The organism is Leisingera sp. JC1 (genome assembly GCF_001679925.1).
Lineage (GTDB): Bacteria > Pseudomonadota > Alphaproteobacteria > Rhodobacterales > Rhodobacteraceae > Leisingera.
The window spans coordinates 1-23854 of sequence record NZ_LYUZ01000158.1 but is presented as its reverse complement, the minus strand read 5'-3'; the positions used below and the strand labels follow the sequence as shown (position 1 = coordinate 23854).

At 59.4% G+C, this 23854-nt stretch carries 19 protein-coding genes and 3 pseudogenes; 3 read left to right on the top strand and 19 right to left on the bottom strand.

Going from position 1 to position 23854, the window contains the following annotated elements; genetic code table 11:
- Positions 1–653: pseudogene (locus A9D60_RS27185) on the bottom strand (chemotaxis protein CheA); the annotation flags it as partial.
- A 140-nt stretch (positions 654–793) separates the two neighbouring features.
- Between A9D60_RS27185 and A9D60_RS24445 the strand changes: the two are divergent.
- Positions 794–1459: a thiamine diphosphokinase gene (locus tag A9D60_RS24445; RefSeq protein WP_065269993.1), complete on the top strand. Its 666-nt coding sequence runs from the start codon at positions 794–796 to the stop codon at positions 1457–1459.
- Here the strand turns inward: A9D60_RS24445 and A9D60_RS24440 are convergent.
- From A9D60_RS24440 to A9D60_RS24390, 10 genes and pseudogenes are all read right to left on the bottom strand, one after another.
- Complete coding sequence (locus A9D60_RS24440) at positions 1456–2370, bottom strand: DMT family transporter (protein WP_065269992.1); 915 nt, start codon at positions 2368–2370, stop codon at positions 1456–1458. The two genes, A9D60_RS24445 and A9D60_RS24440, sit on opposite strands and share 4 nt — an antisense overlap.
- Positions 2371–2595: 225 nt before the next feature.
- Positions 2596–3969 (bottom strand): L-serine ammonia-lyase, encoded by a 1374-nt coding sequence (locus A9D60_RS24435; protein ID WP_065269991.1) that lies wholly within the window; start codon positions 3967–3969, stop codon positions 2596–2598.
- Positions 3969–4676, bottom strand: a complete 708-nt coding sequence (locus tag A9D60_RS24430; RefSeq protein ID WP_065269990.1) for a glutathione S-transferase family protein — start codon at positions 4674–4676, stop codon at positions 3969–3971. Before A9D60_RS24430 ends, A9D60_RS24435 begins: the two co-directional genes overlap by 1 nt.
- Before the next feature lie 282 nt (positions 4677–4958).
- Positions 4959–5088: pseudogene (locus A9D60_RS26385) on the bottom strand (IS5/IS1182 family transposase); the annotation flags it as partial.
- 116 nt (positions 5089–5204) lie between these two features.
- Positions 5205–6377 (bottom strand): IS5 family transposase, encoded by a 1173-nt coding sequence (locus tag A9D60_RS24420; protein ID WP_065270106.1) that lies wholly within the window; start codon positions 6375–6377, stop codon positions 5205–5207.
- 81 nt (positions 6378–6458) lie between these two features.
- Positions 6459–6623, bottom strand: a pseudogene (locus tag A9D60_RS24415) (IS5/IS1182 family transposase); the annotation flags it as partial.
- Positions 6624–6960: 337 nt separating this feature from the next.
- Positions 6961–8178, bottom strand: a complete 1218-nt coding sequence (locus tag A9D60_RS24410; protein WP_065269989.1) for a multidrug effflux MFS transporter — start codon at positions 8176–8178, stop codon at positions 6961–6963.
- Positions 8179–8621: 443 nt separating this feature from the next.
- Positions 8622–9662, bottom strand: coding sequence for a DNA adenine methylase (locus tag A9D60_RS25835; RefSeq protein WP_083194362.1), 1041 nt, complete (start codon positions 9660–9662; stop codon positions 8622–8624).
- A 16-nt stretch (positions 9663–9678) separates the two neighbouring features.
- Entirely contained in the window at positions 9679–11016 is a 1338-nt protein-coding gene (locus A9D60_RS24395) for a hypothetical protein (RefSeq protein WP_065269986.1), read from the bottom strand.
- Between the two features lie 3 nt (positions 11017–11019).
- On the bottom strand, positions 11020–13104 hold the full coding sequence (locus A9D60_RS24390; RefSeq protein ID WP_065269985.1) for an ATP-binding protein: 2085 nt from the start codon (positions 13102–13104) through the stop codon (positions 11020–11022).
- A 1445-nt stretch (positions 13105–14549) separates the two neighbouring features.
- Between A9D60_RS24390 and tnpC (A9D60_RS24385) the strand changes: the two genes are divergently transcribed.
- A complete protein-coding gene (tnpC, locus tag A9D60_RS24385) occupies positions 14550–16220 on the top strand; it encodes an IS66 family transposase (RefSeq protein WP_065269984.1) in 1671 nt (556 codons plus the stop codon).
- 160 nt (positions 16221–16380) lie between these two features.
- Here tnpC (A9D60_RS24385) and A9D60_RS24380 read toward each other — a convergent pair whose 3' ends face one another.
- Complete coding sequence (locus A9D60_RS24380; RefSeq protein WP_065269983.1) at positions 16381–17004, bottom strand: hypothetical protein; 624 nt, start codon at positions 17002–17004, stop codon at positions 16381–16383.
- A 392-nt stretch (positions 17005–17396) separates the two neighbouring features.
- A complete protein-coding gene (locus tag A9D60_RS24375) occupies positions 17397–17954 on the bottom strand; it encodes a metallophosphoesterase (protein ID WP_065270104.1) in 558 nt (185 codons plus the stop codon).
- Positions 17955–17972: 18 nt separating this feature from the next.
- Here A9D60_RS24375 and A9D60_RS26760 point away from each other — a divergent pair, with 18 nt between their 5' ends.
- The gene (locus tag A9D60_RS26760; protein WP_175393036.1) at positions 17973–18131 is read left to right on the top strand and encodes a hypothetical protein; all 159 of its coding nucleotides are present in this window, start codon (positions 17973–17975) and stop codon (positions 18129–18131) included.
- Between the two features lie 94 nt (positions 18132–18225).
- Here the strand turns inward: A9D60_RS26760 and A9D60_RS24370 are convergent, their stop codons facing one another.
- The 6 genes from A9D60_RS24370 to tnpB all read right to left on the bottom strand — a co-directional run bounded on the left by A9D60_RS24370 (position 18226) and on the right by tnpB (position 23606).
- Complete coding sequence (locus A9D60_RS24370; RefSeq protein ID WP_065269982.1) at positions 18226–19083, bottom strand: metallophosphoesterase family protein; 858 nt, start codon at positions 19081–19083, stop codon at positions 18226–18228.
- 106 nt (positions 19084–19189) lie between these two features.
- The gene (locus A9D60_RS24365) at positions 19190–20212 is read right to left on the bottom strand and encodes a metallophosphoesterase (RefSeq protein WP_175393035.1); all 1023 of its coding nucleotides are present in this window, start codon (positions 20210–20212) and stop codon (positions 19190–19192) included.
- Positions 20213–20718: 506 nt separating this feature from the next.
- Positions 20719–21099 carry a hypothetical protein gene (locus A9D60_RS26380; protein WP_141118052.1) on the bottom strand — a complete coding sequence of 127 codons (381 nt, stop codon included), beginning with the start codon at positions 21097–21099 and terminating at the stop codon, positions 20719–20721.
- A gap of 298 nt (positions 21100–21397) precedes the next feature.
- Positions 21398–21694 (bottom strand): hypothetical protein, encoded by a 297-nt coding sequence (locus A9D60_RS24360; RefSeq protein ID WP_065269980.1) that lies wholly within the window; start codon positions 21692–21694, stop codon positions 21398–21400.
- Positions 21694–23322: an IS66 family transposase gene (gene tnpC / locus A9D60_RS24355; protein ID WP_065269979.1), complete on the bottom strand. Its 1629-nt coding sequence runs from the start codon at positions 23320–23322 to the stop codon at positions 21694–21696. Before tnpC (A9D60_RS24355) ends, A9D60_RS24360 begins: the two co-directional genes overlap by 1 nt.
- A 62-nt stretch (positions 23323–23384) precedes the next feature.
- Positions 23385–23606, bottom strand: coding sequence for an IS66 family insertion sequence element accessory protein TnpB (gene tnpB / locus A9D60_RS25830; RefSeq protein ID WP_441295071.1), 222 nt, complete (start codon positions 23604–23606; stop codon positions 23385–23387).
- Positions 23607–23854 lie beyond the last annotated feature (248 nt).

The window sequence follows — 23854 nt, the reverse complement described above, 5'->3', positions numbered from 1 at the left end:
GCTTCGGCTTCGGCTTCGGCTTCGGCTTCGGCTTCGGCTTCGGCTTCGGCTTCGGCTTCGGCTTCGGCTTCGGCAATGACGTCCGCTGCCACTTCGGCAGCGTCCTCTACCTCAGTTTCCGTGGTCTCTTCGGTTGCGGCGGTCTCTTCGGCGGCCTGGGTGTCCTCGGCTTCCGGCTCGAAGAATTCAACCTCGGAGTCCGGGAGGGCTGCTTGGGGCGCGGTCTCTGCCGGAGCAGCGGCGTCTGCTGTTTCGGCTTCTGCAACGGGTTCCTCTGCCGGGGCAGGGGCGGGCTGCTCTGCAACGGGTTCCGCGGCCGGTGCCGGGGCGGCAGCCGGAGCAGGCGCGGCGGCAGGGGCCGGTGCGGGGGCTTCTGCAGCGGCGGCGCCAAGGGCCGGGGTGGCGGCGCGCAGGTGGATGCCGGTGTCGCTGGTGCGGGCCTCAACCTGGCGGGCGATCTCGCGCTGGGCGATGCGGGCCAGCATGTCGGCGTCGGGTTGCGGGGGTTCGGCGCCGAAGTAACGGTCATCCGCGGCAAGGTCGCGGAAATACTCGGCAATCGCCTTCATCGTGTCGAAGGAATCCTCAAACCCTTCCAATGTGCAGGAAAAGGTTCCATAGGATACGGTCAAGACTTTGTTGTTGTGTACCATCAGCTCGCTCGTCTTCGTCACATACGCTGTCATTCACCATAAAGGCTGGAAGGACCAATTTTGCTCGAATCCGTGCAATTGATCGTATCATTTTGTGTTCACAATATGGCTTGTTTCCAAAATAGGCGGGAATGCACCGTATGAATACTAAGATTGTAGACGTGCCGGAACCAATCACTCTGGTGGGCGGCGGGGAGCTGGCTGCGGGGGCACTGGCGGAGGCGCTGGCGCTGGCGCCGGTTCTGGTGGCGGCTGACGGCGGCGCTGCGGCGGCGCTGGCGGCGGGGCAGGTGCCACGGGCGGTGATCGGGGACTTTGACTCGCTGAGCGATGACGTGCGGGGGCAGCTGCCGCCGGACAGCCTGCACCCGGTGGCGGAGCAGGACAGCACCGATTTTGACAAGGCGCTGAGGATGATAGCGGCGCCGGCGGTGCTGGCGGTGGGGTTCCTGGGCGCGCGGGTGGATCACCAGCTGGCGGCGTTCAGCACCCTGGTGCAGGGGCATGACGTGCCGGTTGTGCTGGTGGGGGAGACGGAGGTGATCTTTCACCTGACCCGGGCGGTGGAACTGCCCGCGGAGGCGGGTGAGGTGATTTCGCTGTTTCCGATGCAGGAGGTGCAGGGGCGGTCCGAGGGGCTGGAGTGGCCCATTGACGGGCTGACAATGTCGCCGATGGGGCGGATCGGCACCTCGAACCGGGCGACGGGTCCGGTGCGGCTGGAGGCGAAGGGGCCGGGGCTGCTGGCGATTGTGCCGCGGCGGTTGCTGGCGGATGTGCTGGGGGCGGTCCGGCTGGACCGCTAGGCGGGGTTGATGCGCTCTTCGGTTTCTGACGCCTTGCGCTCGCGCATCACCGCGTAAAGCCCTGCGCTGATGGTCAGGAGGATGCCGAAAGCCGCGAGGGTGTTCGGGAGTTCCGAGAAGATCAGCCAGCCGAAGAACACCGCCACCGGGATTTCCAGGTATTGCATCGAGGCGAGGGTGGAGGTGGGGGCAAAGCGCAGGCTCCAGGTCATCATCAGATGCGCCACGGTGCCAAGCGCGCCGGCTGCGGCCAGCAGGGTCCAGGTGTCCTGCGGCGGCAGGGCGGTGGACAGCGCCGCCATGCCGGCCGCGTCGCCGATCAGGAACACCGGTGCCAGCAGCGCGGTGCCCATGACGCCCGCCACGGCCTGAACCGCGATGGGATCGGTTTCCTTGGCGATTTTGCGGGTGATCAGCATGAACAAGGCAAAGATCACCGCAACCAGCAGCGGCCAGAGTGCGTTCCAGCCGACGGCGGCAAAGCTGGGCTGAATGACCAGCAAGGTGCCGGCAAAGCCGACGACGCAGGCGCCGAGGCGGCGCAGGCCAACCTGTTCGTGCAGGACGTATTTGCCCAGCAGCAGCATCAGGAAGGGCATCACGAAGGCTATGGCCACCGCGTCGGCCAAGGGCAGGTAGCGGAAGGCGGTGAACATCGCGCCGATGCCGCCCATCTGCAACAGCGTGCGCAGGAACAAGAGCGGTGCCACCCGGCGCGACAGGCTGAGCGGCAGCCGCAGGGCCAGGGCCAGCGGCAGCAGGATCGCGGCCTGGGCGGCAAAGCGGATGAAGACGATTTGGGCAACCGGCACCCGGTTGGTCAAAAGCTTTGCGATGGCGTCGCCCAGCGGGATCACCATGCAGAAGCCCAGCATCAGGGCGATGCCGAGGAGGGGCCGGTCCTGTGTCATGGCGGCAGGCTAGGCGGGGTGGGGGAAACTTACAAGGTGCGGTTGAAGGTGGGACGGATTGCGGAGATAGACCCCGGGCCGTTTGCGGCCCGGTTCGCGCCCGTCCCCGCCCCGTCATGCTGGAGGCATGCTTTCAGCATGACGCGGGCGCGAAACGCCCACCCTCGGTGCCGGGCGCTAACCTGTGTTTGGTTGCTCCGGCAGCGGCAGACTGAGACATGAACCTCAGCAGTTCGGCACGTTCACGGCGAGGCCGCCGAGCGAGGTTTCCTTGTACTTGTCGTGCATGTCGGCGCCGGTTTGGCGCATGGTCTCGATGCAGGCGTCCAGCGGCACGAAGTGCTGGCCGTCGCCGCGCAGGGCGAGGGACGCGGCGGAGACCGCCTTGATTGCCGCGAGGCCGTTGCGCTCGATGCAGGGGACCTGCACCAAGCCCTTCACCGGGTCGCAGGTCATGCCCAGGTGATGCTCCAGTGCGATCTCGGCGGCGTTTTCCACCTGTTCGGGGGTGCCGCCCATGACGGCGCAGAGGCCGGCGGCGGACATTGCCGACGCGGAGCCGACCTCAGCCTGGCAGCCAGCCTCGGCTCCGGAGATCGACGCGTTGTATTTCACCAGGCCGGCAATGGCGGCGGCGGTCAGCAAGAAATCCTCAACATGGGCCTCTGATGCGCCCGGCACATGGTCGAGATAGTAGCGGATCACCGCCGGAAGGGTGCCGGCGGCGCCGTTGGTCGGCGCGGTCACAACCTGGCCGCCGGCCGCGTTTTCCTCGTTCACCGCCATCGCATAGACGCTCATCCAGTCGTTGATGGTGTGCGGCGCAGTCAGGTTCATGCCGCGCTCTGCCATCAGCGCGTCATAGATGCCCTTGGCGCGGCGGCGGACCTTCAATCCGCCGGGCAGGATGCCGTCACGCTCCAGCCCGCGGTTGATGCAGTCGTTCATCACTTGCCAGATGCGGGCGGTGCCTTTGGCGAGGCTCTCGGAGCAGCCGCGGGAGATCTCGTTGGCGCGCTTCATCTCGGCAATCGACTTGCCGCTGGCCTTGGCCATCTCCAGCATCTCAGCCGCGGATTTGAACGGGAAGGGGACCGGGTCGCCCTCGTCGGTGGCCTTGCCTGCGGCCAGTTCCTCCTCGGTGACGACAAAGCCGCCGCCGATCGAGTAATAGACCTGTTTCAGGATCACGTCGCCCTGGGCATCCGTTGCCATCAGGATCATGCCGTTGGCGTGGCCCGGCAGCGCGTGATCGTAGTCAAAGATCATGTCCGCCTTGGGGTCGAAGTGCAGCGCGCCCAGTCCTTCCGGGTGCATGGTATGGGTCTTGTCCAGCTCCGCCAGGAAGGCCTCTGCCTTGGCGTCGTCATAGTCATGGGCGACAAAGCCGCCGAGGCCCAGGATGGTGGCGCGGTCGGTGGCGTGGCCGACGCCGGTGAAGGCGAGGGAGCCGTGCAGCGAGGCGCGCAGACCGTGGAATTCAAAGGGCGACGCGCGCATCATGTCGAGGAAGCGCGCGGCGGCGACCATCGGACCCATGGTGTGGGAGGACGACGGGCCGATGCCCACTTTGAACATGTCGAAAACGGAGAGGAACATTAGGTGGCTGATCCTTCTGGGGGATTGGCGTAGGCCGGGGATGTGAACGGGGTGGCGCCGAGGCCCTCGGCCTCGCGCGACACGGTAACAGCGGGGCGGTGTTCCAGCCCGGCGCAGATCCGCTGCAGGCTGGGGTAATGGGCCAGGGTGAACCAGGTTTTGTCGGCCTGCGCAGGGTAAAGCGCCATCCATCGTATCTGGCAGGCCAGGTAATAGTCCAGCACAGAGGGCTGCGGCGCGCCGAGCCAATTGGGACGGGCGGCGGCGGCCTGGTCGAGGCTGGTCAGATGCACGTGCAGGCGCTGGCGCAGCACGGTTTGCAGCTGGTCCTGGTCTGCCTTGGCACCGCCGATGTATTTGTCCGGGTAAAACAGCATGCGCAGGTCGGCATGCAGGGTGTTGGAGGCAAAGAACAGCCTTTTCAGGAAGGCCGCGCGGTCTGCACTGCCAGGCTGCGGTGCCATCGCACCGTGGCGTTCGGACAGCCACAAGAGGATGGCGGCGGTTTCGAACACTGCACCGTCGGGCGTTTCCAGCACCGGGATCAGCCCGCCGGGGTTCAGCGCCCGGTATTCCGCGCTGTTTTGCGCCTGCGCCTTGCGGTCGACCAGAACCGTCTCATACGGCTGGCCAAGCTCCTCCAGCACCAGCCGGATGACCAGCGAGGCGTTGTCGGGGGCGTAGTGCAGGCGGTATTCGGGTTTCATGACGCAACAGTATAACCGGGACCGGCGGAATATGTGTCCGTTTCCGGCGTTTCCAATAGGAAACCCGCCTTTGTGATGCATGTTTGGCCAAGAGGCCCCGAAGCGGCGGAAGGACGCCTGCAGGTCCAGTGCAGCGATGGGCTGTTTTGAGCTCGAAACGGACCTAACAGGCCGCTGAATTAGTCAGGCCAGTGGGACGCTGTTCTCCGTGGTGGAATGAGTTCTCTCATCGGTCTTCCGGATTGGGTGGCTGGAAGCAGGCCTGCGTCCCCCCCTCCAGCCTCATTCCGCCAGCAACCGGGGCAGCCGGGCGAGATTTCCGGCTGCGAGCGTCAGGATGAAGCGCGACCGCACCCGTTCGACGCCGCGATAGACGGTCTGGGACATGCCGCCAACGGTCTTGGCCCAGCCANCAGGCCGCTGAATTAGTCAGGCCAGTGGGACGCTGTTCTCCGTGGTGGAATGAGTTCTCTCATCGGTCTTCCGGATTGGGTGGCTGGAAGCAGGCCTGCGTCCCCCCCTCCAGCCTCATTCCGCCAGCAACCGGGGCAGCCGGGCGAGATTTCCGGCTGCGAGCGTCAGGATGAAGCGCGACCGCACCCGTTCGACGCCGCGATAGACGGTCTGGGACATGCCGCCAACGGTCTTGGCCCAGCCAAACGCCTCCTCGATCCGTTTGCGGTGCTTCTGGGACAGGGCATAGCCTTTGTGCCGGGTAGTGCGACCGTCGATTGCTGAATGCCGCGCCTTCCTGGCGACGTGCGGGGTGACGCAGGCCTGGCGGAGATCTGCGACGAATTCGGCCGCATCGTATCCCTTGTCGGCTCCCAAGGTCAGCTGCCGGATCGATCCGGGGGAGTGGCGGTGCAGCATGTCCAGCGCAGCCTTTCGCTCGGCGCGACCGTCAGCGTGGGTTAGGTCGCCTTGCACAACCAGCCCGTGCCGGTTCTCCATCAGCGCATGCCCCATGAAGCACAGCACCGCACCTGTGCCAGGGGATTTCTTATAGAGCCGTGCGTCCGGGTCGGTGACCGAGGCATGGGTCGCATTCGAACGCTTCTCGCCCTTGAAGTTGACCTCGGGATTTCGGGTTCGGCGGCTGTAGCGGGGCATTGGAGCGGTCTCGGGTTCGGTCTGGGCGGGTTGTGCGGCAGGGGCAATGGATGTCGCGGGCGGGTCATCCGGCCTATCATCGCCGGGCGGCGTGCCCGCCGACTTCGGCTGGAAACTCTTCATCGACGCCCAGGCCTTTATGAGCGTGCCATCGACCGAGAAGTGGTCGTCCGACAGGAGCGGCGCGACCTCGCGATGCGCCAGGATAGCCGCCATCACCTTGCGCGACATGTCGGCCGTCAGCAGCCGGTCGCGGTTCTTGGTGAACACCGTCGGCACCCATACCGGATCGTCGATCCCGAGGCCCACGAACCAGCGGAACAGCAGATTATACTGCATCTGTTCCATCAACTGCCGCTCGGAGCGGATTGAGAACAGGATCTGCAGCAGGCTGGCCCGGATCAGCCGTTCCGGCGGGATCGAGGGGCGGCCGAAATCGGTGTAGACCGCCTCGAAATCGGCATCCAGACTGGCCAGCGCGTCGTTGACCACCTGCCTGATCTTGCGGAGAGGGTGCCGTGCTGGGATGCGCTCTTCCAGATCGACATAGCTGAAAAGCGATCCGCTCGCTTCGTCCGTCCCGCGCATCACCATCCCCCGCCGAAATTGTGCTGAGGGTGAATCATGTTCCTCAGGCCGCGTCGAGAGCCGACTTCTTCAGCAGCCTGNGGGGCGGCCGAAATCGGTGTAGACCGCCTCGAAATCGGCATCCAGACTGGCCAGCGCGTCGTTGACCACCTGCCTGATCTTGCGGAGAGGGTGCCGTGCTGGGATGCGCTCTTCCAGATCGACATAGCTGAAAAGCGATCCGCTCGCTTCGTCCGTCCCGCGCATCACCATCCCCCGCCGAAATTGTGCTGAGGGTGAATCATGTTCCTCAGGCCGCGTCGAGAGCCGACTTCTTCAGCAGCCTGCTAAACCACTCGGGAATGTCAGTATCGGTGGCAAGTTGCGAGACAGCATAACGTCCAGGAACAAAATTCACATTTAGGGTATGGTTCAAAAAAGACGCCCTCCACAGTTTGACTGAAGAAGGACATTCCTGGCTGTGACTACTGGAATCACGCGGGAGCTTCATCTTCCAAGATGACAGTTCCGCGCAGATTAGGTTATCGGATCATTTAAGCCAAGCCAGCATTCGCGCAGGGTGCAGCTATCGCGCAGTTTGGGCTCAAAGCGATGGATCGCTGCTCCTTGCCGGATAGCCACCCTTCTTCCTCAGCCATACCGCCCAAACGGCAAACGCCATTGCCAATCCCGATGCAGCCAGCATCAACATAAGCAGTGTTTGGCCTCCGTTCGTCTGTGGTACCAGGTTGCCCGTCACCGACGTCAAAACAGCACCACCAGAAACGATGAGAGCGCCGCTCAGTCCGGCAGCACTTCCAGCGAGATCAGGTCGAACCGACATGACACCGGCATTGCTTCCGGGCATTGTAATGCCATTCCCTAAACCGACGAAGATGGTGCTCGCAAAGAAAAGCTCCGCTGACGTGATACCCGATGCGAGCAGCAACAAACCTCCCGCAAGACCAGTGCAAGCCACAACCCGGCCCGCAATCATAATGGTTGTCGGTTCGAAGTGTTGCCCAACGCGACCGGCCAGGAAACCGCCGATCATAAAGCCAACAGTAATGGTCCCGATGTAGAGTCCAAGTTCGGCGGCTGTGACATTGAAAGTGGACTGCGCAACAAGGGGTGCGCCCGTCAGAAAAATGTAGAATGCGCCGACGGAAAGCGTGCTGCAAAGTGCGTAGGCCCAGAAAAGGGGCTCACGAATGAGCGCCGTCGTGCCAGGCGCCGGAGTGCTGGTATCTGTTGCCCTCTGCGGCCTTGTCTCTCCGAGGTCGAACCAGCAAAGCAGCAGCAATCCGAAGCCCGCTGCAGCGTAGAATCCAAAGACCGACCGCCACCCAAAGAAGGTGTCCAGCACCCCTCCCAGCATGGGACCGACCATTGGGGCGATTGCCATAGCCATTCCGATATAGCCGATCAGGCTCACGGCCTCCCGCTCCGTTCTCATGTCCCGAACTATCGCGAGAGAAAGCGCATACCCTCCGATGATGCCGCCTTGGAGCATTCGACAGAACAGAAATGCCTCGATGTTCGGAGCAAAGGTGCAACCCAGAGAGGCAAATGCGAAAACAAGCAAAGCCCCCAGAAGCACCCTCCGCCTGCCGACCCGGTCTGACAAGGGACCGATGATGAGCTGGATGATCGCTGTTATGGCCAGGTAACCAGAAACAGCCCAACTCACAGTGCTGTAGTCAGTTTTAAGATCGACAGCGATATTGGCCAGCGAGGGTAGGAACATGTTGAGCGACATCGGCGAAAACCCCGTCAACAGGATCAATGTTATCAAATGCGGAGGTGTTCTCGTGCGGTTCATCTTGGCGATCTGATCTTTAGAAACAAAAAAAGCCCCCGAGAATGTCGGGGGCGCATGGAAACGGATATGGAAAACCTTATCGGACCATGCACCTTTTGCTTACTACGACGACGAAATTGAAGGGCATGGATTCACTCCTTTGAAAGCGAGCGTAGTCAGCTTGATCGGTGGTGGCAACACGTAAAGCCGTCGTTCGTACAAGCCGCAGCAACCGGTAAACTGGGCTCGGTCCCGACATTCTCCGCACTATCCACGAAGGTCCGCCTTCGTGTGCAGCTCGCAACCTGGGTCAGCGACGTGACACAAAAGTCGGTTTTGCCTGACACCTAACAGCTTAGTGCGCTGAGAGCATTAGCGGCCGGAGGTTTGGTAAGCGCGTTGACTTGGAATTTTCCATTTTACTCTGGGGCTTTAGGTCGCTGAACCAACTTCGTTAAATGGTGTTAGTCCAGCACAGGTTCGATCGGTCGAACAATTGTCCGAGGTGCTTGCACTTTCGGCCGACGGGCTTCGCTCAGAGCAGACACGCGGCTCGCCTCAGCCGCCTGCTTGAGGCGGTTCTCGATCTCGCCCAACCCGGCCCACTTTCGGCGACGTTTCCACGGATCAAGGATAAAGAGATACTCGTCATCCGTTCCAGCTTTCCGACGCACCCCCATGCTCGTCGCTCGCTTTAGGGTGATCCGGTAAGCATCGGGATAGATCTCGGCCAATTGGGAATAAGCGCCATTGGTCACGATGACTGTAGCACCTCGGCCAAGAGCTCTTCGGCACGCAGAAGACAGTCGTACCTGATCAGCCCAAGAAAAAACTGAAGGGCCATAGCGGTCGAAATGATCGCGATTAGGGTTCGAGTAAGTGGGATCACAGAAGACAACATCCCCGTCTCCTGCTCGGTCGATAGCGGCTTCGAAGTCTCCAACCGTAAGGTCAATATCTCCGGATAAAACTTGGGCGCATCCCTCAACGATCCCTTCTCGCCACAATACGTCCGGGCGCCTAGAGCCTCCTCCATAAGGAGTGTTAAATTGGCCTTGCTTGTTGGTCCGGTGAATGCCGCCATAACAGGTGCGATTGAGCCAAATCATTCGCACGGCACGCTCAAATGGGGATTTGGGTGCGAGTTCCCTGACTGCGTTGTAGGTTTCTCTATCTACCGGCAAGGAGGCTAAGGCTTTGACTAGGTAGTCAGGCACGTCGGCCACAGCCGCATGCGCCAAAACAAGGTCTTCATTTAGGTCGTTTAGGATCGCGCGGGCCGGAGCTGTTGCATAAAAGATCGCACCCGATCCCAGGAAGGGCTCGATGTAGGTGCCACCGCTCGTATCAAGATGACGTCTCAGTATCGGTGCGAGGCTGCGTGCGAGCCATCGTTTGCCGCCGGCCCAGCGGAGGAATGGCTTGCAGGCTTCCTGAACGACGGCCGCAGATTGCGTTTTGCCTTCTTTTATTTGTGCTTGGTTGCCCACGGCTTGAGACACCATCCCGCTCCTCCGATTGTTAAGCCCCGCCGCCCCGCATAAGTGACATCACGTACTCTTCCAAGATTCTGGAGGAGCGGCCGTTCGCGAGGCTGACCTGTCGGTTAGCATGCACAAGGGGTAGTAGAGCATTCGGATAGCGCGCGCTTGTCAGTCTCGATAGCGTCCGCACAATCTCTTCGAGCTCGGGAAAATCGGTAGGGACTGGGGCTTCGGGCCCGCCATTGGCGAGAGTTGTAGCAGGTGTCTGAAGGGCCACTACGTGGGTCTCGGACAGTCGGACCCCAATTCTAGTGCCGTAGCTAACCCGGTCGCGATACCCCTCTGGATCATAGCTTCGGCCTTGGATCTCTTCCTTGATAAAGCGTCGTGGCGGCATAAAGACATCGCCTGGCTGCGGCACGGCTTGCGAAAAGTCCTCAAGGAATTCGGTCATTTGCCCGGTTTTCTCTACGCCAACAAGATGCATCGGAGAACCTTTAGCCCGTAGCCAATCGAGGTAACGCCGGATTCCGTCGACAACCCGAAATCCGGCGGCGCGGAGCATCAACGACCCGTCCTTTATAAAAAGGATGTTGGCAAGCCGCGCGTCGCGGTTCGCTTTGGTCAGGAGCATTGGCAGACGGAAGAGGCACAAGACTTCCAGAACGCCCATGAAGCCATGCGCCACCTCTTCGCCCGGCGACTCTTCGCTGTCTGAATCTGACAATAGGCCGAGGTAGTCCGACAGATAGTGCGCGTGCGCGCAATGAGGGCAGCCGAAAATCTGCTTCGGCGGTAAGTCAAACTCCTGTCGGCAATCGAGGCACTTCATGGACCGCTTTGCGCGGGGCGCTCCCTGCGGCAGCCACCCCTCGAAGAGGAGAAACTCGAGCACGTCGTAGAGATCTGTAATACCCCGGCACAGAGTGGCGTTTATAACCTCCCGAAGCGTGTCCTTCATTGAGCGCGACCCCATGCGCACACCCCGAAGCGGCAGGTAGGCTGGCCGCAGCGTATGTCGGCCCAAGATGTCACTCATGTCCCGAGGATCCATGATCGGATCGGCCGCGAGCCTCTCAAGATCAGCAAGGCGGAGCAGGCTAGCCCCAGGGTTGATGAAGGACATGGCCTTCTCTCGGCGCACCGGGTTCGGCACGACCTGAAGTCCCGCATCTACGGTCACGATATCCTCGATCACTGGCGCTTGCGCGATATCAACGCGGAGGGTCGGCTCCGTTCCCGCAGGTGTGCGTGGCGCATCATCTACACGTAGGCTTTGCACCACGCTCTGGAGAACAGGGTGCTGAATCATCTCCATGTGCGCGATCTTGGAAGCCGCTTCGAAGCCGGCTCCGCCCCTTTTCTGATAGGGCATGGTTCAGTCTTCCCGTGATGGGTCCGGTGCTCCGGAGAATTTGCGGATTTGAACTGGCAAAGCGAAAGGCATCGAAAGCGTTTTGAGCCGTACATACCCCTTCGATGTGATCCGTTCGACATCGGCTGCTATATCGCGAAAGGCCCGCTTGTGCTGAAGTTCACGCACCTCGCGATCATCGTCGAGATGCGTGACGATAAAATTCTCAGTATTTTTTACTAAGTCAGGCGACAGCGTAGAGATCGACTGCGTGGCGTAAACAAGAGAGATATTGAACTTCGCGCCTTCCTTGGCAAGCTTGTTGTAGACGTTGTCTCCCAATCCGCGATCGTCACTCGGGAACAAGATGTGAGCTTCCTCAAAGTAGAGGATGACCATATCAGTTCCCAGAGCGCCTTCATTGAAGCGCCGCATCTGACTTGCCAGAAGCGAACGAGCTATCCGCTCGGCGATCGCTTTTCGTACCTTCTCGTCGCCCATGGACAGATCCAAAAAAACCGTCTTTCCGGATTGCGCTTCTTCTATGACTTTGGTGAAGACGTTGGCCCCGCCCACCGCGTGGTATTCCTTGAAACGGGTGAATTTCTTTGGGCCTGACGCACCCCGAGCCGCCCCATTCAAGATGGCCAAAAGGCCCGCTGCGGTCGGGTCAAAGTAAGGGTCGCCGGTCGTGCTGGACGCAGGGAACAGTTTGCGCCTATCCGACGCACTTGCATCCGCGTGTATTTCGGCAACCCTCTTCCAGACATTTGCTGCCACGCGGTAAGGCAGCATATTCTTCATTTTGCCATCGGCACCTTCAATGGTCTGCTTTAGCTGTTCGTCGGCAAGAAGTTGGTCCTTCACATCCTTCCTGAAATCCACCCAGATGTTTCCGGTCGGTGGCGGAAAGCCAGCTTCGGCGAGAATGGAGTACCAAATCCCCATTGTTCGCCAGTAACGCTTGTAGCCACTTTGATCGCTGGCGAGTGTTGGTGCTGATGCTAAAGGCTCAGGCTCCCACTCGCGGGCTGGTGCGATGTAGTCGGGAATACTGCTCCCGTACTCGCTTTCCCAAAGACTAAAAATCAGACTCTTACCTACGTCTGGGTTGGCATAGAAGTCGACTTTCAGGGAGGAAGGTTCCGGAAGACCAGAGCGCTTGTCACTTTCCCGCGGCATCGGGCTTAAGCTGTAGCGGACGCATTTCTTAGGGTAGCGTGCCGCGAGACATCCATCGTCTTGCTCGTTCCAGTACGTGTACTCTCCCGAGGGATCGAAGATGATCTGACCGGCTCTCCCGCCTGTGAGAACTGTGTCGGCAACAACCTTCATCGTGTTCGATTTGCCGAACCGAGTTTTACCGAAAAGCGCCGTTCTATGACCGTAAGTCTTTCCGGTGAAATCAGAAGGATCGATTTTGATTTCGACATGGCCTTGGGTCACGATGGAAGGGGTTTCCGTGTAGCGCAAGGTACCAATCTGGAGCGGATCTGGCGCTTCACTAAAGGCGTTTAGCATCTCCGAGAGATGATCGCGGATTGGAACGTAGACCTCGTATAGATGTGGCGCGAAGAAGGTATCCACGTCTGGGCCGAAGCCAATCTCCAGGTGCCCTTCCTCGGCAGCCTTGTCGTAAAAGGTGCCGACAATCCGACCCTTGAGAGCGGACCACTGGAATTCCTTGTCCGAGATTGGGTCGATATTGGCCTGACTTCTATGTAACTCGAAAACAGTCTGCTTGATGTCGCTATCTATCGGCGTCGGGATTGAGTCTGTGATGCGCACCATGATCAGGCGGTCGCAGGCCTTTCCTTCCGCCCTTGAAACCCGTGTCGGGGCCAGCCGCACTACTACGAGGGTGTTGCGGGGCACACCGCCGCAGTTGCGTTTCCACGCATCGCAGGTCACGATGGTAACATCGTCGTAAGAGAGGTTTAGGATAAAACCGAGAAGGTTTTCGTGATGTCCTGGCTGTGATCGTTCAGGTTGGTAGCTTCTGGCGATCTCGGCCACCGGACCCGCTTCACTTGTTGTCTCTTGCCCCGGCACATCCACTCCTTCAACGAGCTCCGCCTCGAAATCGCGTAGTTCTGTAAATCCTGGCATCTAGTCGTCTCCGAGCGGGCTGGCCCTCATAAAGAGTGCCTATGAAAAACAAAGCCCCCTCATCATCCGCAATGTCGTCCTGCTCTGCAATGCCAAGTAGTAAAAGTTTCCTAAGATCCTTTCGCATGTGGTTTAACGGCGGATGCTAACTGTAGCTGTTTGACCCATTTGGGCCCAGGCTTCATGCCGCCGCCTGCGATCATCACGGTCCAACAAATCCTAAGGAGCAGTGCCAAATTTAGTACTGGAAACTGTGTCCACGAGAGGCGCGAAAGATGGAGAGCGGTCGGTCCATTTCCTCTGCACCTTTTATCAGTATTCCTGAAATCGCTCACTTCGAATGAGGCAGGCCCAGAGTTGTCAACATTTTTTTGGGAATGACGGCGTTTTCTGGAAGGCCAACAAAGATTCTTTAACGAAAATTGCCGTCCTGATCCGGGCGGTTCGCCTGCCGCCCCTTCCTAGCTAACAGCCCTATGGGCTTTATAGGAAGGGGATTCTACAACCTGCTGATTGAAGGGTGCGCTTAAATAAATATCTTAAGTTGTAAAAATATCACAACCTTCCTGAGGCAAGGGCTTTCCCCACACTGCGCGGATTGCTCTTCGCAGCAGCAGCTGGGTAATCTCCGCCTATGATGCTGAACACTATCTCTCATATCACCCTCGCCGCCTGCGGACACATACGCTGATCCATCCAGGATCAGCGTGAGGGCACGTTCAGCCGTACGGTTCCTCTGACAGCTTATTACCTCTCGAATCGTCTGCCGAAAAACGGCCGCCGGTCTGGGAATCTTGGGGGCCAGAAGCTCCCTGGTCATTGTACAAACGGAAACTTTGTGAAGGCGGCATCCGCTGTGGAGCCGTTTTCGCAAGTTTCCTGCACAGCAGCGAGGGAGCGCCAAGACCTGTAATTTGTGGGGGAATTGCAGCGAAGCACAATGTCTTCGTGTGCAGCGGGTGCGTTCTCCGAGACTATCGAAACTGCAGTCCTATTTTCGCACAAGACATTGATTTTAGTGAAATTATTCCATCTTCGCGCGAACCGGTGTAAACAGCCTCGCCGCGAAGATCAGCAGAAGGAGAGACCGGAATGAAGACCTGAACTTCTTTAGAAACGAAAACACCGGAATGTTGGCGCATTCCGGCGTGATCGTGCGAGGCAGACCGAAACCCGCCAGCTTAGACACTGGTCCCTTAGCAAATCCTGCGATCCGTCGCAAGGCTTCTGCGTGGGCGACGGCCTTCCTCACCCAATAGGCACACTTCCCGAAATGGAAAGATGAGCGAACCGGCCCTGACCGTAAACGGCAGGGCGGGACGGGCTGTCTTTGCCTGTCTTCACGGAATGGTGCCTCAGCCGGGCCGACTTCGCGCAGCTCCGGTGTGTGACTCCCTGCGTCCGGTTGGCGGGCGGAGGCCGATACCCCATGAGGAAAATTTGCAATGACCATTCAAGAGCCCGGCTGGCTGCCGGGTCAGCAGGAAACGGATGCTGGCGAGCTGAGCCCTATTGGCCTTCTTTGCGACGGCATTCTCAGCGCTGTTCGCCAGCTTCCCAGCAGCCCTGAGGAAGCCACGGTTGAGATCGGCACACGGATCAGCAGCATTCTGTCGCTGTTCTCCGAGACTGAAGGCGAAGTCCAGTCTGCAAAACGGCGGATCTCTGCGCTCAAGAGCGATCTGCGCCGGGTGACGGAGCAATTGGCGGTGCTGCGCCAGGAGCATTTCGGGCAGAGCTCGGAAAAAGACCTCGGCGATCCCGCGGAAGATGACCTTGGCCTCGCGCTTGACGATGACCTTGACGATGAACCGAAGGAAAAACCCAAGGGTAAGCGCTCGCGCAAAGTGCCCAAGGATATCAAGGTCATCACCGTTGATCATTTCCCCGACGATATGAGCTGCGGCACATGCGGGCATGATCTCAAGACGATCAAGCGTGAGGAACGTGCCGGGAGCTTCCGGATCGTGCCGGAGCATGTGGTTCTGGTGAAAGACGTATATCACACCTGCGCGTGTAACCACGGGATCTGCAAGGAGAACAAACCCGTGGCTGCGAAATCCAAAAATTACATCATGAAGGGACGTAGTCTGGAGCCGGGATTTGCGGCCGAAGTTGCATGTCAGAAGTTTTTCGAGCATATCCCGCCCTATCGGCTGGAGCGGCGGTTCAGGAACGCCAACATCAACCTGGCCCGCCAAACGATCGACAAGGTTGTTGCTCACTTGGCAAAACATCTGGTGCCGGTCCAGGACGAGCTTCATGCGCATGTGCTTGCTGGTCATACCGCACAAATGGATGAGACCCCGGTGAAGGTTCAGGCGCCTGGAAAGGGAAAGTGCGACACCGGGTATTTTTGGGTGATCAACCGCGATGAACGCGATTGGAACTCGGAAGCCCGGCCTGCTGTGGTGTATCGCTATGCCCATTCCCGTGCCGGCGCAGTTGCAGAGGAATTGCTTTCTGGCGCGTCGCTCCGTTTCCTGCAGACTGACGGCTACTCGGGTTACAACTGTCTCTTTAAAGACAGCCGGGAGAATGACGGTCTGATGCCGGTGCGCTGCAATGCCCATGCACGGCGCAAGTTCTTCGAAGCCCATCTGGCAACCAAGAGCAAGCTGGCAGCCAAGGTCGTGCAGATGTACCGCAAAATGTATGCTGTCGAAAAGGCGGCCAAAGGCCTGCCCCCGGAGGAGCGCGAACAGTTGCGCCTCGAGAAAACCCTGCCCATCCTGACCGAGCTCAAAGCCATCCTGACGAAACATCAGGAAGACGCCACCGGGAAACTGAAAACGGCCATCAACTACACGCTCAACGCCTTTGACGGGCTGCAGCGGTTCGTGTTCGATGGCCGGCTTGAGATCGATAACAACGCAGTCGAACGCTGCATCCGCGGCATTGCCTTAACGAAGAAGAACTCGCTTTTCGCCGGGAACCATGAGGCGGCTGAAGTCTGGGCAACCTACTATTCGCTCATCGAAAGCGCGCGCCTGAACAAGGTCAACCCCCGCAGCTACCTGAACTGGGTGGTGCAGGAAATCGAGCGCAACCGCGGTGAGTTGGACTATGGCCAGCTGATGCCCTGGCACTGCCCGGTCGGCCGGATCGACGACTGACAGGCTATCACCGCCCCGCCTACAGGGCGGTGACGCATTCTCACACAGCCGGATCCCCATGCGGGGTTCCGGCCCAAAGCCGTGTCTGGACGGCTTCCCGGTGATACTTGCAAGTCTTCATAGCCTTAATCCGTTTAGCACTGCGCCCCCTTGTTCGAGCTTAGGCAGAAACTGGAACGAGTTCAGCGGCAAGCTCCAGTACAAGGCAGCTCACCGCCTCCCAGGCTTGATCCTGCGATTTCTTCCCGCGCAACTTGCGGGCCAGCGCGGACCCGCGGGCGGAGGCTTCCTGTGCCAGCAGCAGAAGGGCGATTTCCCGCATCTGATGCATGGCCAGATCGGCCTCGTCTTGCCCTAGCAGCCTTTTAAGTTCAGCCGGTGCCGCGCAGTCGAACAGCAGGCGCTTCAGGGCGGGCCCGTGTTTTGACGCCTCGGCCCAGGCAATACAGATGTCGGTCATACCCGCCATCTCGGAGTGAAAAACCTCAACCGGCATGCTTGCTGTCTGCCTGGAATAACCGGCCTGCCTCTCGACAAGGAGCTCCCGCTGGGCCGGGTCATAGGACATCACAAGCCCATCGAGCGACACGTCCGATGTAATGGGGGTTCCGAAGCGCTTGCGCAGGCTGAGCGCTTCCGCAAAGAGCACCAGCTGCAAAAGACCGGCCTGCGGCAGATCGCAGGAAATACGCTGGATGCCACTGCGGCCAGTGTGCTTGTAGTTGAGCGCGAGCCGGGCACCGCCGTCCTCCCGCGCCTCCATCGAAAATATCTTTGCAGCCATGGCGCGGGTTATATGGAAGGTTGCCGGACCTTCAAGCTGCGGCCGACAAGGTTCTGCGGTGCTAGGCAATCATGCGCCCAAGGTCCGGCAGAAAATGGAAGGGACGTGTTGCAAGAGCACCCTTGGCCATTCCGGATTCTTTCAGGCCACGCGGAAATACGGTGTTCAGCGAAGGGGAATCGCTTGGTCCGTCTTTGATTGGAGCGATAGTCTTGTGAATGCATGCCTGCAAAAAATTCGGCGGCGGCGGCAATTTCCGGGGCGGATACACCGCTTACGTTTTCTGCGTCAGCGACTGCTGCAAGAGCTAAAGGCGGCTCTGGCTGAAAGGAACAGGTTTGCAACGCCCATGAGGCTGCACCAAAGCAGCACAGGCAGCCCCAGCTGATGTTTTACAGGCTGCAACCAGGCTCCACCGCATCCCAGTACTGGTTTACGGGCAAGCTTCGGGCACGCAGCTCAATCTCTGGCAGGCTCACCGGCTGGAAACCCCAAACGTCGACACCAACATTGACGCTGTTGCGCGTACCTTGCCAGTTTTTGTGGACGTGGCCGAACAATTGGAGCGCCTTACGGCGGGCGCCCGGGAAGGTAATCATCGGGTAGTGACATAGAAACACACGCCGGCCATCAACCAGAATCTCAGCCATGTCCCTGACGCTGTCCCATTGCAGCCTCCGAACCCAAGGGCGATCATGGTTGCCGACAATCAGATGCTTCTTGCCTGGGATCTGCTCGAACAGATGACGTAGTCTCTCCCGTTCCTGGTTGGTGACCTTCCCAACTGCAAAGTCACCCAGAACCCACAAGTCATCATATGGTCGCACGGTTGCTTGGTATTGCTTGAGGATGTGCGCATCCATTTCTTCAGCGCTGGCAAAAGGCCGGTTGCAGAAACGAATGGCGTTCTCATGGCCGAAGTGTGGGTCAGCGGTAAACCAGACAGCCATGTGATCCCCTCGTGCTGAATGCAGTACTACCATCATGTTCTGGAACAAGTTGCCGTGTTTCGTCGTGAAACTCAAGAAATATGTTTTACTTCAAATGCTTGTCAGGATTTTCCGTTTTCGCAAAGTCAGCGCACCATGGGGCTGTGGCTCCTTTCCAAGGCTGCTCGCTTGCCGTGATTTCAGCTTCGCCATTTTCCTCAACGTGTGCCGTGGCAGGAGTTGCCGATACACTTGAACCCCGTTCCAGGATCGAATTTTGCTTCCACCCCTCTTAGCAGGAACCGGCTGCAGCGAAGATCTGGCACATAGTTTTTCCACCGCGGGAATAGAAGTGAGCCCAGCCTATTTGAGGCCGCGTTGAAGCCCCGGCGTCCAGGCAGATGGCCCGGTAGTCATCGATCCCGTCCATCTCGGCCATGGCCTCTACCCGCAGGTTCAAATCCTCTCGCACGGCCGGGGTGTGTCCATGGACAACGACAGTTGCCCCCGTGAAATAACCCCCTTCGCCATAGTCCCAGCCGTCTGCGAAATATAAAAACTTGTGACGGATCCCGGCCCAGTGGCTATCAGAGAGAGGCCGGTGCCGGTCCAGATGTTCTTCCGGCGAGGCATCCGGATCCAGACCTGCATGAACCATGAGAAGATCGCCGATCCGCACATGCGATGGTGCTGAATGGATCGCGCTGATGAACGCCTCCGGAATAGAAGCGGCAAGGCGCTCCCTGACATCCGAAAATGGCTCTGTAGCAGTGCCCTGGGCGGTTTCCGCCAGGAGAGCCCGGCCGCCATTGGCTAGCCAGAGATGGTGATCTCCGCCGTTCAGAACATCGATCAGCGCCAACTCGTGGTTGCCAGGCAGGATGTGCAATTCATCGACGCCTGCCAGGGTGCCCGCGTTCAGTGCCAACCGGATGGCGCGCAGGCTTTCAGGGCCGCGGTCAATCAGGTCACCGAGAAAGACCAGCACCCGTTTCTCAGCAGTTCTGTCTATGACGCGAATTGCCTTCAGGATCGCTGCAAGCTGTTCCGCTCGCCCATGCACGTCGCCGATGACATAGAGCTCAATGCCCGGCGGAAGGGTGCCGGGCAGAGGGCGCTGCTGAAGGCTGAAATTTCTGGTCCGAGGCATGAATGATCACCGTGCTTGAATGCTGATTGTGGCGTCTCGCGGGCTTGGTCGCCACCTGAAGTGTCTTCCAGGCCCTAACCGGGCGGCACTCACGGGTGAACCACCCTTACCTCCGGCTCGTCACTGAAGTGCCCGGCATCGGGACCAGGCACAACTCCTTCAGTGGAAGTTCATCGGGATCGTGCTTTTCATATGGGAACCCGATGGAAACATTATGCACGGCAGTCCTTCCGACTTGGGCCGCCAGCCGACGGTGAGAGTGCCCGAAGTACCATCCGTCAATCCGGTAACGATCGAATAGAGGCGTGAGATCAGAGTGAAACGCCGGGGTGAGGCCGTCGATCTGACCGGCAGAATCGGGATGGGGGCCGTGATGCGAGACCGCGAAGCTGCGGCCGTTTGAGGCCCAGTGAGGTTCTGAAAGTTTATCCTCCAGCCATTGCCGCTGAACTTTGTGCAAGGTCAGGATATCCTCTGGAGTTATGGCAACATGCGGCGGACGACCGAGCAGTTCGGATGGTGAGAGCGGCCCAGTTTTCAACCGTTTGGAAATCTGCGCATAGTCGTTCATGTGCCGGCGCGCCACGTTCATGGCAGCCTGGGCATCGCCCAGCAGGGCAAAGTTCGTCCATAGGGTTGTGCAAAAGTAACGGTCATCGCCATGGCGTATCTCACGCTGCTGTGCGAAGTGAGCCCCGGCTGCGGTGGTCAGATTTTCCAGCTCATCATCAGCGTTCAGATATCCAGCGTAATAGTCGTGATTGCCCGGAACAACGATCGTTTTGGATGGGTCAATGAAGCGGCGCAGATAGGCAAAAGCTGCCGGCCAATGTGAGAAAGGGGCATCTGCCAGGTCTCCGGCAATGATCAAGGCATCGAGCTCAGCCCAAGGCAGGCCGTTATCCAGGCCGTGCGACTCGAATGGCCCTCTGCCGATTTTGCTATAGCTGTCGTGGTGTAGGTCGGCGAGAACAGCGACCTTGCCCGTCTGGTGGGAAATTACAAGTGGCGCGCTGAACGTAATCATGTTTCGGTGCTTCCGCTCTGGCGGGTTTTCCCGGACGGAAATTAAAACGCTCAGGATCGTGACTTCAGCAGCTGACCGGGCAGCCATCGTAATTGGAGCCATACGGTTTGTGCTGCTTGTGCGCACGATAGTTATCAGGCTTCCAAGCTGACACCATTCGTGCATGATTCCACACACGGAGTCTAGGCATCTGTTTTAAATTGGTTTTTCGCGACTTTGACGGTGGCGCGTTGGCATGCGGTTGGGGCGTAAAGTTGGAAAGATACGCCCATGCGTTGGACCTTAGTTCAGCCCCGGTTGAGGAAGCGATTGATGTCTGGCTTCCTCTATATGGTCGCATCTGCACACGCTTGGCGCGATCAAAACCACGGTCGGTGGCATCAGACAAGCTTGTCGGATTGTCGACCTGGCTGGATCTTCATGCAGGCCGAGGATAGGCGGCATCGTTCGGAAAGTCAGTTTTTCGCAAACCCTGTTTGGAAGGAATTCGAGTGGTATCAGATATGCAGCCACCGCTTCAGCAATCGTCCTCTCTCGGGCCGCCTTCGACTGTTATTGTTGCTTGGCCCAGTTGCAGTTGCTTGTTGGTAAATTTTGGAGCAACGGATCTAGTTCCCGAAGCACTTCGGCATGGATTTTACATCTTTCCATTCTTCAGCTGCGGGTTCTCCTGCAAAGAGAAATTCTGTTGCTTCGCGCTCTGCCTTGAACTGGATCGTTTCAGTAACCACCATACCGGCCAGACGCTGCCGCGTGCCTTTTTTCCAGCAGAACAATCCATCTTTGTAGTGTTGCTTAAGAACTTCAAACGCCTTGCTGTTCTCTGCAATAGTTGCAAAGTTCGGAAACCTGGCTGATATCCGGGAGCCGGGCAGAACATATGCCCAGTTGCCTCTTTTGCACATGAGTCCCCAAACGTCACCAAGTGGCGATCCGAGCCAATGAGTCGGCTTAAAATATTGAGTTTCAGGGGCTGCATTGGGGAACATCACCCGTTTCCTGATCTGAGCCACGATTACGTTCTTCAACCTCTCGAGTTCGAAATAGAAACACCGGCCTGGAGTGGGCGACTGATTGTATGGGGGGAGCCCACGAGTATTGTTCCAAATTGCATTCCGGCACCACTCGCGGCCATGATGCAAAAGCAGGCTCTCCAGGGTTTCCAGTGTGCTGAGACGCAACCCAGGCATCTCGAACACCAGGACTAAAGTGGCCCATCGCCGCTCATGTTTCTGACTGCAGATGCGCTCGTACAGTGCCGTTCCAGATACCGTAAGCGCCCGATTTTTACCGCAGCGGTTGATTGTTGACGCGGGCGATGATGTCGGGCTCAGCGACGAAGTCTTCTAGGAAGCTGTGCCATGCCTCAACGGACACTCGTGCTGATGCCAGCATGTCGCGCAATTCGTCGATGCCCTCGTCGGTCAGCGCCGTAATGTAGTCGTCCCGTCCGATGCGGACGCTGACGATGTTGCCGTAGGAGAGGTTGTCGTCGTTGCTGACGATGGCCTCGAGAAGTCCAGGATCCTCGCCCAGCAGGCTGGCGACATGGGCGATGGAGCAGACGTAGGTCGTCGCTGCCATCACGCAGCCTCGCTGCGTTTCTGATCTGCCGGCTTCCATTTCCAAGGGAGTAATTCGGCCAGCCGGTTGACCATGTGATCGTGGATACGGTCCAAGACATCTGCGAGGTAGGCCTGCGGATCGAGGCCGTTCATCTTTGCCGTCTCGATGACGGTCATGGCGCGGGCGAGCGTTTCACCGCCGGTATCCGAACCCGCGAATAGCCAGTTCCGCCTGCCAACGCCAATGGGCCGCAGCGCGCGCTCGGCGGGATTGTTGTCGATGGCCACGCGCCCGTCCTCCAGAAACAGCGTGAATGAAGCCCAGCGGCTCAGCCCGTAGCGGAACGCCTTGGCCAGATCACTCTTACCGGGAATACGGGTGAGCTGCCTTTCGGCCCAGTCCCGGAACGCATCAACCTTGGGCTTGCTTTCCTTTTGGCGCACGGCCAGCCGCAGTTCGGCAGGCTTGCCGCTGATTTCCCGTTCGATGTCGTAGAGCTTGCCGATACGGTCGAGCGCCTCGCGCGCGATTGCGGATTTCGTCGCGGTCCAGACATCGTGAAAGTCGCGGCGAAGATGCGCCCAGCACGCAGCCTCCCGGAACTGGCTCTTGCCGTCCAGGTCCGCGGAATAGAGCTTGGCATACCCCTTGTAGCCATCAGCCTGGAGAATGCCGCTGGTCTCGCCAAGATGGGCGAGGACATGCTCTTCCTTCCAGTCCGGGGCAAAGTGATAGACCGCACCGGGCGGGGCCGTGCCCGCCCATGGGCGCTGATCCCGGACATAGGCCCAGATCCGGCCTTTCTTGACGCCCTTTCCGAGCCCCTTGTCGCGGCGGCCGCGATCGAGAACCCGGATGGGCGTGTCATCTGCGTGCAGAAGATTGCTGGCCATGATCTCGGCCTCGATCTTCTCGATCAGCGGCGCCAGCGTCTTCATTGCCCCGCCGCACCAGTCGACCAGGGTCGTGTCAGGGATGTCTGCCCCCATGCGGGCGAAGATCTCGTTCTGACGATACAACGGCACGTGGTCGTCGAACTTCGAGGTCAGCACATAAGCCAGAAGGTTCGGGCCCGCCATGCTCCGTGGGATCGGACGGCTGGGTGCCGGGCATTGAACCATATGCTCGCAGCGCCGGCAGGATTTCTTGATACGCGCGATCTCGATGACCTTCAGCTGGGCTGCAATCATGTCGATCAGCTCGCTGACATCCTCCCCGACCACACGCAGATCGCCCCCGCAATCCGGGCAACTGTCGCCGGGGTCAAGCTCGCGGCGTTCGCGCGGCGTGTCCTGCGACACCTTCGGACGGCGGCGCCTCGACTCCCGCGGTTCGGCTGGTTCCGGGGTCTGGTTGTCCGTCTCCGGCTCATCGTCGCCCTCCGGCGGCAGTTCATCCGCCTCGGCGAGCGCAACCTGCAGGTCCTCCAGCGCCAATTCCAATTGCTCGATCTCCCGCTCGACCTTTTCCGAACTGGAGCCGAATTTCTGCTTCTGCAATCTGGCAATCCGGACGCGCAGCGCCTGAACCAGCAGATCATGCGCCCGCAAACTGGCGGACATCTTCTGGTTTTCCGCCTGCAACGCGGCGATCATCGCCTTCAGAACGGCGGGATCATTGGGGAGAGGCGTGGCTTCTACGGACATGGTGGTGGATACAATTCTCCCAGATCGGACGCCATAAAAACAAACAATTCCAGAGAGATAAATCAGCCCGTCCGGGCTGGTGGCGCACCCCAATCCGGCCTGCGCCAGTCGATCCCCTCCCAGAGCATGGCCAATTGAGCGGCGGTCAGACGCACGCTGCCATCCGTCGCCGCAGGCCATGGGAAACGACCCTTCTCCAGGACTTTGTAATACAGGCAAAAGCCCTGGCCATCCCAATACAGAAGCTTCACCCTGTCGCCGCGGCGCCCTCGAAACGCGAACACGGTGTAAATGCTGGATTGAATTTCCCCGGAAGTGCTGGCGCAAATTTCCCCACCTCGCGGGTTCGGCGATCAGCCGCGATRGTGATCGGCACCTCCGTTTTTTGGTGGCCGGCCGCGCCGTTTCGGCGGGAGCGGCGGTGCAATGTTGGCATGGGCGCGGGTGTGCTCGGGGATCAGGTCAGCATGTTTGCGCAACCGGTAGCTGGCGCCCTCGATCTGGACCACAACGGCATGGTGCAACAGTCGGT

Coding starts and splice junctions, on each gene's coding strand:
- A9D60_RS24380 (WP_065269983.1), bottom strand. CDS start 17,004: ATGGCTGCAAAGATATTTTCGATGGAGGCGCGGGAGGACGGCGGTGCC.
- A9D60_RS24410 (WP_065269989.1), bottom strand. CDS start 8,178: ATGAACCGCACGAGAACACCTCCGCATTTGATAACATTGATCCTGTTG.
- A9D60_RS26760 (WP_175393036.1), top strand. CDS start 17,973: ATGCAGTACTACCATCATGTTCTGGAACAAGTTGCCGTGTTTCGTCGT.
- tnpC (WP_065269979.1), bottom strand. CDS start 23,322: ATGTCCGTAGAAGCCACGCCTCTCCCCAATGATCCCGCCGTTCTGAAG.
- A9D60_RS24435 (WP_065269991.1), bottom strand. CDS start 3,969: ATGTTCCTCTCCGTTTTCGACATGTTCAAAGTGGGCATCGGCCCGTCG.
- A9D60_RS24395 (WP_065269986.1), bottom strand. CDS start 11,016: ATGCCCTATCAGAAAAGGGGCGGAGCCGGCTTCGAAGCGGCTTCCAAG.
- tnpC (WP_065269984.1), top strand. CDS start 14,550: ATGACCATTCAAGAGCCCGGCTGGCTGCCGGGTCAGCAGGAAACGGAT.
- A9D60_RS24430 (WP_065269990.1), bottom strand. CDS start 4,676: ATGAAACCCGAATACCGCCTGCACTACGCCCCCGACAACGCCTCGCTG.
- A9D60_RS24420 (WP_065270106.1), bottom strand. CDS start 6,377: ATGCGCGGGACGGACGAAGCGAGCGGATCGCTTTTCAGCTATGTCGAT.
- A9D60_RS24390 (WP_065269985.1), bottom strand. CDS start 13,104: ATGCCAGGATTTACAGAACTACGCGATTTCGAGGCGGAGCTCGTTGAA.
- A9D60_RS26380 (WP_141118052.1), bottom strand. CDS start 21,099: ATGTTCCCCAATGCAGCCCCTGAAACTCAATATTTTAAGCCGACTCAT.
- A9D60_RS25835 (WP_083194362.1), bottom strand. CDS start 9,662: ATGGTGTCTCAAGCCGTGGGCAACCAAGCACAAATAAAAGAAGGCAAA.
- A9D60_RS24440 (WP_065269992.1), bottom strand. CDS start 2,370: ATGACACAGGACCGGCCCCTCCTCGGCATCGCCCTGATGCTGGGCTTC.
- A9D60_RS24375 (WP_065270104.1), bottom strand. CDS start 17,954: ATGGCTGTCTGGTTTACCGCTGACCCACACTTCGGCCATGAGAACGCC.
- A9D60_RS24365 (WP_175393035.1), bottom strand. CDS start 20,212: ATGGCTCCAATTACGATGGCTGCCCGGTCAGCTGCTGAAGTCACGATC.
- A9D60_RS24370 (WP_065269982.1), bottom strand. CDS start 19,083: ATGCCTCGGACCAGAAATTTCAGCCTTCAGCAGCGCCCTCTGCCCGGC.
- A9D60_RS24445 (WP_065269993.1), top strand. CDS start 794: ATGAATACTAAGATTGTAGACGTGCCGGAACCAATCACTCTGGTGGGC.
- A9D60_RS24360 (WP_065269980.1), bottom strand. CDS start 21,694: ATGGCAGCGACGACCTACGTCTGCTCCATCGCCCATGTCGCCAGCCTG.